The 15,299-nt window shown below is 35.0% G+C and carries 8 protein-coding genes and 1 pseudogene; 8 read left to right on the top strand and 1 reads right to left on the bottom strand.

Annotated elements, in window-relative coordinates:
- The 4 genes and pseudogenes from RWN11_RS04875 to RWN11_RS04860 form a co-directional block, all read left to right on the top strand.
- Positions 1-703 (top strand): annotated as a pseudogene (locus tag RWN11_RS04875) (YSIRK signal domain/LPXTG anchor domain surface protein); the annotation flags it as partial.
- A 280-nt stretch (positions 704-983) separates the two neighbouring features.
- Entirely contained in the window at positions 984-1,703 is a 720-nt protein-coding gene (locus RWN11_RS04870) for a YebC/PmpR family DNA-binding transcriptional regulator (protein WP_003144482.1), read from the top strand.
- A gap of 7 nt (positions 1,704-1,710) precedes the next feature.
- Positions 1,711-2,304, top strand: a complete 594-nt coding sequence (locus tag RWN11_RS04865; protein WP_314160661.1) for an RDD family protein — start codon at positions 1,711-1,713, stop codon at positions 2,302-2,304.
- A 231-nt stretch (positions 2,305-2,535) separates the two neighbouring features.
- On the top strand, positions 2,536-3,285 hold the full coding sequence (locus RWN11_RS04860; RefSeq protein WP_314160660.1) for a DeoR/GlpR family DNA-binding transcription regulator: 750 nt from the start codon (positions 2,536-2,538) through the stop codon (positions 3,283-3,285).
- Positions 3,286-3,639: 354 nt separating this feature from the next.
- Here RWN11_RS04860 and RWN11_RS04855 read toward each other — a convergent pair whose 3' ends face one another.
- Complete coding sequence (locus tag RWN11_RS04855) at positions 3,640-9,807, bottom strand: ZmpA/ZmpB/ZmpC family metallo-endopeptidase (protein ID WP_314160659.1); 6,168 nt, start codon at positions 9,805-9,807, stop codon at positions 3,640-3,642.
- A gap of 579 nt (positions 9,808-10,386) precedes the next feature.
- Between RWN11_RS04855 and RWN11_RS04850 the strand changes: the two genes are divergently transcribed.
- From RWN11_RS04850 to RWN11_RS04835, 4 genes are all read left to right on the top strand, one after another.
- Positions 10,387-11,562, top strand: a complete 1,176-nt coding sequence (locus RWN11_RS04850; RefSeq protein ID WP_314160658.1) for a hypothetical protein — start codon at positions 10,387-10,389, stop codon at positions 11,560-11,562.
- Positions 11,563-11,901: 339 nt separating this feature from the next.
- Positions 11,902-12,888: a putative sulfate exporter family transporter gene (locus tag RWN11_RS04845; protein ID WP_314160657.1), complete on the top strand. Its 987-nt coding sequence runs from the start codon at positions 11,902-11,904 to the stop codon at positions 12,886-12,888.
- 317 nt (positions 12,889-13,205) lie between these two features.
- Positions 13,206-14,132 (top strand): nitronate monooxygenase, encoded by a 927-nt coding sequence (locus RWN11_RS04840; RefSeq protein WP_314160656.1) that lies wholly within the window; start codon positions 13,206-13,208, stop codon positions 14,130-14,132.
- Between the two features lie 223 nt (positions 14,133-14,355).
- The coding region (locus RWN11_RS04835; RefSeq protein WP_314160655.1) for a DUF805 domain-containing protein at positions 14,356-15,299 on the top strand (944 nt) is incomplete at its 3' end.

Here is a 15,299-nt window from a genome sequence, read left to right as displayed (position 1 = left end):
AGTAGTTACATATGGAGAGTGGAGCAAAGGCAACTGGTCAGAAGTAACACCAGAATCAATAGAAAACTACAAAGCGCCAAGTATAGCAAGAGTAGAAGCGACAGAAGTAACATCAACAACAGAAAATGAAAAAGTAGATGTATACTATGAAGCAGATACAGAAACTGGAACGGAAGAAAAAGAAGTAACAAGAACAATCAACTACCTAGAAAAAGGTACGAACAAAGTCTTGAAAGCTCCAACAGTTGAAACAGTGAAGTTAACAAGAACAAAAACAACAAACAAAGTTACAGGTGATGTTACATACGGAGAATGGAGTAAAGGCAACTGGTCAGAAGTAACACCAGAAGCAATAGTAAACTACAAAGCTCCAAGTGTAGCAACAATAGAAAGAGCAGAAGTAACATCAACAACAGAAAACAAAACGATTGATGTATACTATGAACCAGAGCTGAAGCCAGAACCAAAACCAGAGCCGAAGCCGGAACCAAAACCAGAGCTGAAATCGGAGCCGAAACCAGAACCGAAACCGGAATCGAAGCCAAAAGGGGACTCTGAAATAAAACTTAAAATAAAAGATGTATCAGAAGTACAAAAATCAAAAAAATTGGCTAATACAGGGGAAAAAACTACTGGGTTTGGAGCTTTAGGATTAATATCGTTAGTAGCTGCAGAGGTAGCTAGACGTAAAAAACAAAACTAGAGTGAGGATATTTAAAAAGAATGGTTATATATTAGCCATTCTTTTTATGATAGATATATTAAGGCAAAGTTATAATTTTATAGTTATTTATATTGAATAGTATTAAGATAATAAATAAAAATACATGATTGTTAATTAGCTAAAAAACCTAGACAATGCTTGAAAAAATAGCTTAAATATAGTAATATAGAGAGGTATGTAATAACTTTTAGGCTATAAATAGCGAGGGAGTTTTACAAAAATGGAAAATATTTACAAAAGAAAGAGAGATTAAAAGACTATGGGTCGTAAATGGAATAATATTAAAGAAAAAAAAGCGGCAAAAGACGCTAACACTAGTAAGATTTATGCTAAATTTGGACGTGAAATCTACCAAGCAGCGAAAACTGGAGAACCAGATCCAGAAAGTAACAGAAATCTAAAAGTAGTTTTAGAAAGAGCGAAAACTTACCGTGTTCCTAAAAATATTATTGACCGTGCTATTGAAAAAGCAAAAGGTGGAAGTGAAGAGAACTACGATGAATTACGTTACGAAGGTTTCGGTGTAAGTGGAACAATGGTTATCATCGATACTCTTACAAACAACGTAAACCGTACAGCTGCTGAAGTACGTACAGCATTAGGTAAAAACGGAGGTAACTTAGGTGTTACTGGTTCTGTTAACTACATGTTCGACAACACTGCGGTAATCGGTGTTGAAGGTAAAAGCGCTGATGAATTGTTAGAAATCCTTATGGAAGCTGATATCGATGCTCGTGATATTATCGAAGAAGATGAATTAACATTAGTATACGGTGAACCAGAAAACTTCCACGAAATCCAAGAAGCGTTAAAAGCTGCAGGAATCGAAGAGTTTGAGGTTGCAGAAATTTCAATGATTCCTCAAAATGAAGTAACATTAAGCGAAGAAGATAAAGCTAAATTCGAAAGAATGTTAGAAATGCTTGATGACTGTGAAGACGTTCAACAAGTGTACCACAACGTTGACTTAGAAGCTTAGGTGAATCATGGTAAAAAAGATTAAAAAAAATAGCTCATATAGCTATAATGACAGAAATATAAAGCCAACATTAAGTGATATTTCAGGTCCAATAGAAGAACCAATATTAGATATAAACGGAGAAACAGCGTCAATCGTTAAACGTTTCTTTGCATATCTAATTGACTTAGCTATTTACTTGCCGATAGCTTTTGTATTCCAGTATACTACTGCGAATTTACGAGCTCAAGGTGGAGCAGAAAATGAAAGAAACGCGTTATATATGACGATTTCAATAGTTATTTTTGCGGTTCTTTTATACGGATACCTACCTCACAAATGGCAAGGTCAAACAATTGGGAAAAAACTTTTCAAAATAAGATTAGTTCCAACTGACAACAAGAAAATTGAATTTTCTAGATATTTAATCAGAGAATTCTTAATTAAAGTTACTGTAGGTTGGGCTGCGGTACCAGTTTCAGCGCTATTCTGGCTGTATGAAACATATGTGCTTAAACGTAAAGATTCAATAATGCTATATGATAGATTGTTGAATATGCGAGTAGTTGCAGCTACAGAACAGCCAAAAGTAGCAAAAGTAAAAGAAGATAAAGAGAAATAATAAATAAAACTAGTTATTCAAGGTTAACATAAACCAGGGTATAACTAGTTTTTTTGGTTCTTTGTCAAGTACGTGATATGGAAAAAATCAGATTCGAAATTATTATACAACCTTGTTTTTCATGTTAGAATCGATGTTCGTTTGAATGTTTTTTTATGTTTTCAGTTTTATATTTTTCAAAAAAATGTTACAATATAAATGTTAAATTTATTAGTCGAGAGTGGAGAAAAAATGTTAAAAATAGATAGACACAGCTATATTTTAAACGAATTAAAAACAAAGCATTTAGTACGTGTGAGTAAACTTGCTCATGATATGAAAGTAACAGAGATGACAATACGTCGTGACTTACAAGAATTGGAAGACTATGGTCACCTTACGAGAATACATGGTGGAGCAAAATTAAAGCCGAAAAATTTTTATCAAGAAGATAATTATAATAAGAAGATTTCTGTAAATGTTGAAGAGAAAAAACAAATAGCTAGAAAGGTAGCGGATCTTATAAAAGATAATGAAACTATTTTTATTGGTCCGGGAAGTACTACGAGTTACTTGTCAGAATTTTTACAAGATAAGAATCTTAATATAGTAACTAATTCATTGACGGTGTTTGAACAGTTCAAAGATAATCCTTCTTGCGATCTTATTTTTATCGGTGGTAGATATCGCCAGAAAACAAAAGGATTTATTGGATATTTCACGCAAGATGCACTTAGTAAAATAAGTGTTAACAAGGCATTTGTGGGAGTAAATGGTATAGATTTAGAGAAAGTTACTATCTCTGATGAAGAAGAAGGGCGTTGTAACGAAACGATTCTTAATAATGCGACGGAACGCTATGTTCTAGCAGACCATAGTAAGTTTTCGACACATGCTTTTTATACGTTTTTCCAATTAAAAGACTTAACTGCAATCATCAGTGACGATGTTCTTGACGAGAATATTAAAGATCAATATAGAAAAGAAGTAGAGATAATATAAAATGATAGTGGGGGAGCCTCAAAAGTCCTAAAATTCAACAAAGTTCATATGAGAACATATAGACGCAGTGGTTTATTGATATCTAAATTCGCTTTGTAAAAGCTCGTTAGATATTCAATAAAATGTGCAGGGGTGACTCGACAAAATCTTGTTTCTTAAGAAATCGCGATTTTTGAATCGCTCCCTTTTTTAAGATAGAGGATATGAGGCTTACGTAATCTTAAACTACGAAAAATTCAAATAGCGTTTTCTGAAATATAAGGCTCGCCCCTCGAAATATAAAAATCGCTCTCTGAAATATCAAAAAACCTAGATTTAGAAATTTCTAAATCTAGGTTTTTGTTGTTCAAATTATTATTTGAAGATAGAAGTTTTAAAGCTGTTTGTTTGTTGAAGAAGTTTTTTGAATAATTTCTCTTTAAGTGATACAGTATTGTCAAATTTAACTGATCCATTTTTAAGAGTTGCTTTATCTTTATCAACTGCAGCAGAGAATGCTTGTTTTAAATCTTCGTAGCTACTGTATGTAGTACCGTCGATTGTAACAGGGTTAAATCCTGCTTTAGCTTTATCAACAACTTCTTTGAAGTATGCTTTCTTCCATTCTTCTAAAGTACTGAATTTGTTATCAGAAACTTTCTTGATGATGAAGTCATCCCCTAGAGTATCTTTACCGGCTTTTTTAGATTCAGCTTTTAACATATTCGAAGCGTAGTTTAAGAATCCTTTTTCATATCCATAGTAACCCCACATTCTGAATGTGTTATGTTTGAATGACATAGATCCTGGAGCACCTTCACTTGTGTTACCTCCGTAGATACCAGCAGTAATAGGTACAGTCACGTAGGCAGTTCCAAATCCAGTTGGATCATAGATAGCATTACCTGGACCGTGTTTAGTCATGAAGTTTTTGTCTACTAAGTCGTTAACAGAGTTTAACTCATATCCTTTTTCTTCTTCGTTAAGGTCTCTAACTTCATCGTATTGGTTCTTCGTATTAGCGTTACGTAGTTTTTTAGCAACTTTCTTGAACCAAGCGTTATTTAGTGCTTTATCGTGTTTGTCAAGAACGGCTTCACCTTCAAGGTAATCAAGAAGCATTAATGTGTCGTTGAAACCTTTCATGTAATTATCGATTTCAGCACGAGATGTAAGGTCGTTTGGATTAGTGTTATACCATTGATTTCCGTTGTTTGGACGTTCGTATGCCATGTTTAATCCAAGTGCTTTAAAGTCACCGTTTGGACTTGTTTCAGCAGGTGATTGTAACATACCTTGAGCGAATGCCTCTAAGTCAGTACCTTCACGGTGTCTTGAACCACCTAAGTAAACCATACGGTCATTTACGTGAGTTGTTTCGTGAGTAAATGCAGAGATACCGAAGTCACTAATCATACTAGTAACCATGAAGAATACTGAATCATCTTTATAAGGGTTACCGTAAATACGAGCTACTGCTCCCATACGCCAGTCAGTTGCATGATAACGACCTGTTGGTCCGTATAGTTCGCGAACTGGAGCAATGTCTTTACCGCTGTTAGTGTGACCGTATTTATCAGTACCTTCTGGATAGTTTTGGTTATCTAGTACTGGTGTTGGTACCATGTTGTTGCTCTTAAGCAGTTGGTTGCGAACTTTATCTAATGATAAACGAGACCAGAAGTCTAGATAATTTTGTTGAGCTTTTGCTACTTTATCAATTTCAGGTTTGAATGCTTCACGCTCTGCTGCTGTGTTCTTACCATATTTCTCAAATGAACTGTAAGCCATAGTGTTATATGTTGAGATTAAGAACATATGTGCATCTTTCAAGTTAAGAAGTGGTAAAATCATCTTACCATGCACGTCGTTGTTTAATCCTTCGTATGCTCTGTGTTTCTTATCAGCAAACTCAGGTGTTGTTGTTTTTGGTTCAACAATATATACATTATCTTTAGTTGCTTTTATGAACCAATCGTTTAAATCTGTGTCACTTGTGAATAGACGCATATTATAGTCTAAGAAACTGTTTAACTCGCCTATACCGATAACTCCACCGATAGTTTCGCGATAAGCCTCTAAAGTTCTATCACCTTTAATATTACTTTCTTTAGAACCAATCTTAATTAAGAAGTCTAACACATTAACATTCTTACCATAGAAGTCCGGTTTGAATAACATTAATTCTTTAATATTAAAGTCATCGAATTTAACGCCGTAGTAACGGTTTAGATAAGCTAATCCAAGAAGGACTGCAGCTTTATTGTCATCAATTTTCTTAATTAATGCACGTTTAGCAGCTTCATCAGTGTTAAGTTGGTGATCTTCATTTTGAACTAACTTAGTAACGAATTTATTAAGGTTATCTTTAACATACTTGAAGCTTTCTTCTAGGTAAAGGTCCTTAATTGCATTTACCTTGTTACCACCTGTTCTTCCTAAGAGTTGATAAACAGGATCAGATTGTAATTCAACTGGACTTAATTTACTTTCGATAGCGCTGATTAAATCGCTACGCTCTTTATCAACGATGTTAGGAGTGTAAACTATTTCTCCAAGTTCAGCGATGCTATATTCTTTAACTTGTTTCACTTGAGATTCTTTAGGTGAGATGTTAAAGATTTCTTTTGTCTTATCAGCGTAATGAACGATAATGCGGTTGGCATCACCAAGTTCAGTTACGAACTCATTATCTTTCATCGCAGCAACAGATAAAACTTCTGTAGTTAATAATTTAGAGTTTGCAGGAATCTTGTTACCTTGGTTAACGATCCACTCTTTATTATAGAACGGTTGAAGTTTTTCGATGTTACGGTAAGCAAGTTCGTGGTCTGCTTTATAATCTTGAGTATCTTTATAAGTATCAGCTTTTGGTTTGATGTTGTTAAGTGTATTAACTACTGGTTCGTTAATTTTATACTCATGAGCAGTGATTCCCATTTTAGCAAATTTTTCTAAGGCTTGAGCTTCTGTAATACCTTTAATTTGTTTAGATTTTTTGTATGAAGATAATCCTGTAGCTACATCAGTTATATAGAAGTTATTCTTGAAGTTATCAAATCCGAAGTATGAATCTCCAGTGTCAACTGAACTTGCTCCATACATGATTTCTCCATTTGTAACTTTCATCATACTAACGTTGTTTTCAACCCATCCCCAGTCATAGTTTTCGTGGATTAGACCACCACTTTGACCGTGGTTTTTAAGTGTCATAGTACCTTTAACAAATGAATTTGTTAATCTACCACGTTGTTTGAAATCGTTAGGGTTCCCACCGTGGTTAACTTTAGCGACAAGTCCACCAAATTTAGAGTTGTTACCTACAATATCACCATCGAAATAAACGCTGTCTGTATTACTTCTCCAGCTTTCACTTACAAGTCCTCCAGACCACCAAGATTTATCTCCAAGACTGTTAATCTTACCGATAAATGCAACGTTACGCATATTTGATTCATCAAGTTTGTTAACCATACCGGTAACATCGTTGTTACCTACAACATTACCTGTTACCTTAATATTTTCGATATTTGAGTTTTTGAACATTTCACCAAGAGGTGCAACTTTATTTTCTCCAGGTAAATTAATATCTACATTACCTAAGTTAATATCATGAACATGGGCATTTTCGACTCTACCAAATAGAGGACGTGCTAAGTTGTGGATAGTAAATCTGCCGCCATCATTACTTAGTAATTTGCCTTTAAATGTATTAGTAACATAAGATTTTCCGTTAGGTTTTACATTCGCTGCATTAAGATCTGCACCAAGTTTGAACTCTCCAGTAGGATTAGCTTGCATGTCTTTTACAAGTTCGTTGAAGTTGTAGTAAACATTACCTTCTTTTACTTTTTGTTTTTCGAAGTAATGAACATATTCGTTTGATAATTTAGAAGCGTCTGTGTGTTGAACTAAATCAGGAGCTGTAGCAGTAACTTTGTATAAAGTTTTTCCATCTTTAACTACTTCTTCAACTTTATCAACAGCAAGTCTTGTCACTTTGTTATCGTGAGTTGTAACTCGTAGGTAAAGTGGGGCAACGTTCGTTGGTTTTTCTGAAAGTAAACTGATGTCAGTTTCGACACCTGCATCATCAACGCTCATTAAGCTTGTTTCTTTGATGTTTTTGATTTCAACTTTTTTAAGATCTAATTGAATTGGTTGATCTGCTAATGTTTCAGTTTCTTCACCATTACCTTTATCGTAAACCATTGTAGTAGATAGAGTGTAACCTTTGAAGTATTCTACATTGTCTAATAAAGCATCTAGATTATTTTCTGTCAGATTTACAGTCTTAACAATTTGTCCATCTTTTTTCAAGGTAGCCGTGATTGATTTGATTTTAGCTTTAGTAGGATTTTCTAGAGAATACTTAGCAATCACTTCGTGGTCTAATACTTTCTTGTCAGTATCAACAAATTTCAGTATCGGTTTTTCAGCTAATGGAGCTAAGTTTTTGATAGCTTCTTTTAGTTTTTCAGTAGCTGCGTTTACTTTGCTTTGAGTAGTAGCATCAGCTTCATTTACAGTGTTTGCTGCTGTAAGGGCTTCTTCTAAAGCTTTCCATGTTTGAGTAGTGTATTCTTCTTTACGTTTGCTGTTAGCTGTGTTAATAGCCGTTTGTAATGCAGTTTTATCTACAGCAAGAGCTTTAATAGCATCTTGAAGAGCTTTAGTAGCCGCATCTATTTCACTTTGTTTAGGAAGTGGAGTAGTTTGGTTGTTGATTTCTTTTGCTTTGATTTCAGCATTTTTGAATTCATTCCAAGTTTTAGGGCTATAGTCAGCTTCTTGTTTAGTTTCTGCGATTGTTATTTGTTTTTGTAATTTTGTTTTATCAACATTAAGAGCATCGATAGCGGCTTTAAGTTTTTTAGCAGCTTCATCGATTTGAGCTTGAGTAGCAGTTGCGTTATCTTCTACAGCTTGAGCAGCTTTTTTAGCTTCTTCTAATGCAGCCCAAGTTTCAGGACTGAAATCTGAAGCAGTTTTAGATTTAGCATCAGCAAGTTGTTTTTCAAGTTCAGTCTTATCTGTATTTAATCCAGCAATAGCGGCTTTAAGTTTTTCGTTAATGTGATCTACTTCGCTTTGTTTTGCTGCTGGGTTGTTTGTAACTTTTTCGGCTTCGGTTAATACATTTTGAAGGTTTGCCCAAGATGTATCACTGTAGTGTTCTTTAGTTTTTGATTTCGCATCTGCGATAGTTTTATTTAAGTCTGTTTTATCAACACTTAGTGCATCGATAGCAGCTTTAAGTTTAGCTGTCTCGCTATCTACTTCAGGTTGTTTTACAGAATCTGAAGCGTAGACGCTTTGAGCAGCGGCTAAAATTGGTTTAAGAGCGTTGTAGCTTGCAGATGAATAATCAGCAGGAACAAGTGCAAGAGCTCTATCGATTTGGGCTTTTAGTGCTGTTTTGTCTACTTTCTCTTCTAGTTTAGTTTCTGCTGGTTGAGAAGGCTTAGTTCCCTCAGGTTTTGGAGTTTTCGGTTGAGGAGTAGGCTTAGTTTCCTCAGGTTTTGGAGTTTTCGGTTGAGGAGTAGGCTTAACTTCTTCAGGTTTTGGAGTTGGAGTAGTTGCTTCCTTAGTTCCTACAGCAATAATGTTATTTACAGGTTCTTTAGTGACTGAAGTTTTAATAACTTTGCTAGATTCTTTACCATCAATAGTAGTTACTTCGCTAAATACGATTTGTTCACCGTCAACTCCTTTTTGAACAATTTTAGTTTGCCCTTTAGGTAAAGTAGCATCAGGTTGTTTAACAGTTTGGAAAGCAACAGATTCAGTAGTAGATTTAAGTTCAGGTTTGTTTTCGATTACTGTTTTAATACCTTCCTCAGGTGTTGTTTTGTACTCAACTTTAGGTGTTGGAGTTGGTTCTGGTTGGGGTTGTGTCGGCTCAACTTTTGGTTCTGTTGGTTTTGGAAGAACTTTTTGTTCTTCTTGAGATGATACACCTAAATCACTAAGTGTGAAATACCCAACATAACGGTAACCATCAATATTGATTACACCATTCGCAAGTTCACTAGAATTAGCAACTGTTGTTTGTGTGTTGTAACGTACTAACTCTTTGTTTTCGAATGCAAATGATTGGTAAGGCATAACGATACTTTGCCCCATAGCTCCAATCAATACAACGCTAAGAACTTTGTTTCTGTGTTTTTTAGACATCAAAAGAACTACCAATACTGCAGTACCGATTCCAAGACCAGCTACTGGTAGTGAACTTTGCCCAGTATTAGGTAATTCTTTTAATTCTGTCGTAGGTTTAGCTTCTTTTTTATAAACCATGTAGTATGTTTCGTTGTTTTTCGCATCATTAGGAATACTTCGTTTAATTAAAGCTTTTTCCGATTCTGTAAGTTCGTTTTCAGCTAGATAAGTATATTTAACGCTTGAGTTATTTTCGTTGGCAAGCGCCTCACTTGGTACGTGGCTTCCGAAGAATAAAGCACCGATAACAACAGGTGCCGCACCAAAAGATAATTTTCTAATTGAAAACTTTAAAATTTTATTATTTTTATTTTGCGTTCGCATGAAAATTTTCTATCTCCTTATTATGTATTTTTGTTGCTATTATATTCTATCAAAAAAGGTATGGTATTGCAATTAATAGATATTATGTAAAGCGTTTAAAGTTTAATAATTTTTTATTTGAGAGCATGGTAAATAATAAAAATTTTCCGATAAATTGAAAAGTTAAATATATAAAAATTATAAAAACTATAATCGATTTAAATAGAAATGAGATTTTTAATAAAAAGATAGAGATGAATTGTAAAAATTATAAAAAATTAATTTTTGTAAGAATATTCTTTTTAAATGAATTGTGATATAGAGAAAAATGAGGTAAAAAACGTCAGGAACCCGAAATCTAAGGGAATAGAACATAGAGAAAGGAGAAGTGACGAGTTGAGGATTACTTAAGTGGAGTTTAAATGGTAGACAGGCAATCCTATAAAGTTAGTAGTTTAATTAATTGCCTAATTATTGAAATAGTTGTGACAGTTGAGTTTTTATGGTATAATATATAAATTAAATTGTATTATTACAGTTTAAGGAGATTGAAGCTGAAAATAAAATATTAGAACAAAAAATTATGAAAGGAAGATTTTTATGGGCGAAGAAACAACGAAGAAAAATAAGAAGAATGTAGTTGTTAAGAAGGCTGTAAGTTTAGAAACATTTGTCTTTCTAGCGATATTCTTCTCGATATTTGGATTGATGGCGAGAAAAATGGGAACACCGCTTATGTTTAAAACGATGATGGCAACAGCTCATGATTTATTACTGAACACAGTATTTTTCATTATGGCGATGGCTGTTATTGCCGGAGCTATGAGTGCTCTATTATCAGAGTTTGGAGCGATAGCGTTAATTAATAAAATATTTGCACCGCTTATGAAACCACTTTGGGGAATGCCTGGAGCGAGTGTAACAGGAGCAGTAGCGACGTATTTATCAGATAATCCAGCGATTATTCCATTCTCAAAAGATAAACGTTTTATAGCTTTCTTCAAAAAATATCAAGTTCCAGCGTTATGTAACTTAGGGACAGCATTTGGTATGGGGCTTATCGTAACAATGTTTATGATGGGTCAAGGAGAAGGATTTGTTAAAGCAGCTATTATCGGGAATGTCGGGGCTATTATAGGAAGTATAATAAGTGTGCGTTTAATGTTAAGACAAACTAAAAAATACTACGGAGATGAAGCAGAAGATCCAGTTGTAGATGCTGAAGTAGAGGGTCAATCACTAGAAAAAGTTAGAATAGTACGTGATGGAAATTTATTCCAACGTACGCTTGATACTATTTTAGAAGGTGGAAAAGTAGGTGTAGAAATGGGTATGGCGATTATTCCAGGGGTACTTATAGTTTGTACTTTTGTAATGATGTTAACATTCAAAATGCCTGCTGGAGGATATACTGGAGCTGCTTATGAGGGAGTAGGATTTCTACCATGGTTAGGGGAGAAACTGAAATTTATTCTCGAACCATTATTTGGATTCCATTCAGCAGAAGCAATTGCCTTCCCAATCACAGCGTTAGGAGCTGTAGGAGGAGCGATTTCTTTAGTTCCAGAATTTTTAAGAAGTGGTCTTATTGGACCAAATGATATCGCAGTATTTACAGCGATGGGAATGTGTTGGAGTGGATACTTAAGTACACACATCGGTATGATGGATGCACTTGGAGTTAGAAAATTATCTTCAAAAGCAATTCTTTCTCATACTATAGGGGGAATTGCGGCGGGGATTATAGCACACTACTTGTTTATACTATTAGGATAATAGGATTATAAAAGGGAAAGACCTAAAAGTCCTAAATTTTAACAAAGTGTATATGAGAATTCATAGACGCAGTGGTTTATTGATATCTAAATACGCTTTATAAAAGCTTTTTAGATATCTAATAAACTGTGCGGGGGTGACTCGACAAAATCGATTTCTTCGAAATCTCGATTTTTGAGTCACTCCCTTTCTTTGTTGTTAGAGAATTTTATAAATTTATATTCGAAAAACTATTGATAGGCGTTATTAATTTTTATGATTCCTTGAAGAGAAGTACGGGAAGTAGTATAATTAAGCTATATGTACTTTTTACAAATATTATAAAAGGGGAAATCTTTTATGGAAAGATTTAAGAGTGTTAATTTTTATTATACATTAGGTATAATGTTAGTTATTTCGTTAGCTGCGAAATATCTTGCGCAAGTACCAGCGTTAAAACTTTTTGGGCACTTGGTTATTGCGCTTGTTATCGGTATGGTGTTACAAACGTCAAAAGGATTAAAAGAACAGGTTAAGGCGGATATTCCGTTTATAAGTAATAAGTTCTTGCGCCTTGGGATAATTTTATTAGGATTTAAGTTAGCGTTAGATAGACTTTTAGCCGAAGGGAAGAAGACATTAGTCGTTGCCTTCTTTATTGTACTATTTATGATTACTTTAACTTACTTTATGTGTCGCGCGTTTAAAGTAGATCACGAACTTGCCTTACTTTCTTCATGTGGTTGTGGTATCTGTGGAGCTGCGGCAGTTATGGGAGTAAGTGGTCAACTTCGTGCGAAAACCGATAACAGTGTCCTTGCTGTTGCAGTAGTTGCAATTTTAGGTACAGTGTTTACCTTGATAGAAGTAACCTTGCAACCTTATTTAGGGCTTGATGTATACAACTACGGAGTGTTTACAGGAGGAAGTCTTCACGAAATAGCTCACGCAGTTGCGGCAGGAGGAGCAGGTGGTCAAGTAGCTCTTGATGCTGCGATTCTTACTAAGTTGTCACGTGTTCTTATGCTTATTGTTGTGGCAGGTGTGCTGATTGTAGTTAATAAAAAAACTCAAGATGAAACGAAAGGTAAAGTTCCGATGCCGTACTTTATTTTAGGGTTTATCTTTATGAGTATTTTAGGAAGTTATGTTACTTTCTTAAAACCATTAGCGCCTTATTTCGTTGATGCAGCGTATATCTTCTTAGGTATGGCGATGGCAGCTCTTGGTATGAGTGTTAACTTTAAAGTTATTAAAGAACGTGGTGTGCGAGTATTCATAGCGTGCTTCTTATCATCGATAATCTTGATGATAGTTTGCTACGTAGTTGCTAGATTTGTTTTTTAATAAACTATTTGTGATTAATTAGCTAGCAGGTGACAAGATTTGTTTTGTAGTGAAATTTCGATAGGAACAAGCAAGATAAATTTTCAAGTAGAAATTTTATTGGGAGTACTCAAAAATCGTGATTTCAGAGAAATCGATTTTGTCGAGTCACCCCTGCACGGTTTATTAGATATCTAAAAAGCTTTTATAAAGCGAATTTAGATATCAATAAACCACTGCATCTATGAGTTTTCATATGAACTGTGTTAAATTTCAGGACTCTTGGGTTAACCCCTTTTAAGAAATTTAAAATATAAAATCGATAGAGGAGAATGTTTATGACAATTACCAATCTTTTAGGGATAAAGTATCCAATTTTTCAAGGAGCGATGGCTCAAATAGCAAGACATGAACTTATTTCAGCAGTATCTAATGCTGGTGCGTTAGGAATACTGGCATCAGGGGGAGTGAGCCCTGAAGAACTACGTAAAGAGATTCAACAGTGTAAAGAACTTACAGATAAACCTTTTGCGGTTAATCTAATGCTGATGATGCCGAATATCGATGAAATAATCGATGTTGTTATTGAAGAAGATGTCAAAATCGTCACAACAGGAGCGGGTACACCTAGAAAGTTCATGCCGCGCTTAAAAGAAGCGGGGATAAAAGTTATTCCGGTTATTCCTTCTGTGAAAGCTGCGGTGAAAATGGAAGAACTAGGCTGTGATGCGGTCGTTGTTGAAGGTATGGAAGCAGGAGGACACGTTGGAATTAGTACGTCTATGGCATTATTACCGCAGGTAACGAGTGCGGTGAATATTCCGGTTATAGCGGCTGGGGGTATAGCTGATGGACGTGGAATGGCTGCGGCATATTGCTTAGGAGCGAGTGGAGTTCAGATGGGGACGGTATTCTTAGCTTCAGAAGAATGTCCGGTGACAGATGCATATAAAAATATGATCTTAGAAGCGGTCGATACATCGACTACCTTAACTGGAGAAAAATTTGGAGCCCCTGTTCGTGGTATTAAAAATGAACTTACAAAAAGATATCACGAACTAGAAGAACAATCTTCAACTCTTATGGAATTAGAAGAGCTAACGCTTGGTTCATTAAGACGTGCTGTTTATGATGGTGATGTAGAAAACGGATCGGTTATGGCAGGGCAAATAGCGGGGTTGGTGACTGAAATTCGTCCTGTGAAAAACATAATAGAAGATATAATAAAAGAAGCGCGAGAAGTGTTGAAAAAAACAGAAATATAGAATGTAAAATAAACCTTAGGTAATAAAAAATCTAAGGTTTATTTTGTTTAAAGGAATTGTAGCTAAAAAGGAAGTACAATATTAAATATAGTGTAGAATTAACTTTTATTTGAATTTTTAAAAAGTGCAAAAGTAGAGGTATTAATGAAATTTTAATTGACTATAGCTAATCTTTATTATATTATAATTATATAATTTAACTTTATTACAACAGGAGGGTTTTATGATAGACCAAAGACGCAAACATGTTACTTATGGTTCTTCTTTTAAAGACTTCTTTAAAGGGTTCGTGGACTTCACAGGTTATACATCTGTATCTGGACACTGGTTTCCTGTAGGGAGTATTTTAGGAGGACTTATCTTATTAACAGTTATAGTATTCCAAGGTATGTTCTCTTCATTTACAAGTATTGGTAGAAAATCAACGAGAAGTGCAGATTACCTACTAGGTGGAGGAGCATTCAATGATGGAGTTTCTACTCTTCAAACAGGATTAGCATTTGGAGTATTTATTATTATAGTTGGACTTATTTTAATTTTACCTATAACTGCAAGTTTCACAAGAAGACTACGTGATGTAGGTTTTGCAACATGGGGGATTGTTATTTTAATAGCTTTATATTATATTTTAAGTTATTTCTCAGTGTATTTATTAACTCCGGTTTATACTATTGTATTCTTCTTTGTGTTAATGTCACTACCATCAAACGCGGTAGAAACTAATTCGAATAGTGAGCTTGCCAGATTCTTCTTAAGACAAACACCGCAAGCACAACAATACTATAGCCAATTTGCAAATCCATTTGGACAACCAGTTCAATATGATCAATTTGGTAATCTAATTCCGAATCAGCCATACTTCAATAATGGTATGAGTCAAGGATTCCCAGGACAACAAGGGTTTAATCCAAATGCACAACAAGGGTATCAAGGGCAAGGATTCAACCCGAATGCACCGCAAGGGCACTCGCAAGGATTCAACCCGAATGCACCGCAAGGGCGCCCACAACAAGGGTATCAAGGACAACCGCAAGGATTCAATCCAAACGCGCAACAAGGACGCCCGCAACAAGGGTATCAAGGACAAGCACCACAAGGATTCAATCCAAACGCACAACAAGGACGCCCGCAACAAGGGTATCAAGGACAAGCACAAGGATTCAATCC

It is taken from the genome of uncultured Gemella sp., from assembly GCF_963519265.1.
Classification (GTDB): Bacteria; Bacillota; Bacilli; order Staphylococcales; family Gemellaceae; genus Gemella.
This window is presented reverse-complemented; position numbering and strand designations above follow the sequence as displayed.